1 protein-coding gene is annotated in these 243 nt (G+C 72.0%); it reads left to right on the top strand.

What is annotated here, in order from left to right; all coding sequences use genetic code 11:
* The coding region (locus tag HKX41_13010; protein ID NNC25053.1) for a hypothetical protein at positions 1 to 243 on the top strand (243 nt) is incomplete at both ends.

Genomic DNA, 243 nt, shown 5'->3' with positions numbered 1-243 from the left:
CGAGGACACTCCGGGCGACCAGCGTCTGGTCGCATATTTGGTCGGCGACGACGTGCCGGACACGCCGGAGCTGCGCGCCGCGCTGGCGCGCGAGCTGCCCGACTACATGGTGCCGGCCGCGTACGTGATGCTGGCGCGGCTGCCGCTGACGACCAACGGCAAGCTCGACCGCAACGCCTTGCCGGCGCCGGAAGGCGATGCCTACGGCCAGCGCGGCTATGAAGCGCCGCAGGACGGCGTGGA

This window comes from Salifodinibacter halophilus (genome assembly GCA_012999515.1).
In the GTDB taxonomy this organism is placed as follows: domain Bacteria; phylum Pseudomonadota; class Gammaproteobacteria; order Nevskiales; family Salinisphaeraceae; genus Salifodinibacter; species Salifodinibacter halophilus.
This window is presented reverse-complemented; position numbering and strand designations above follow the sequence as displayed.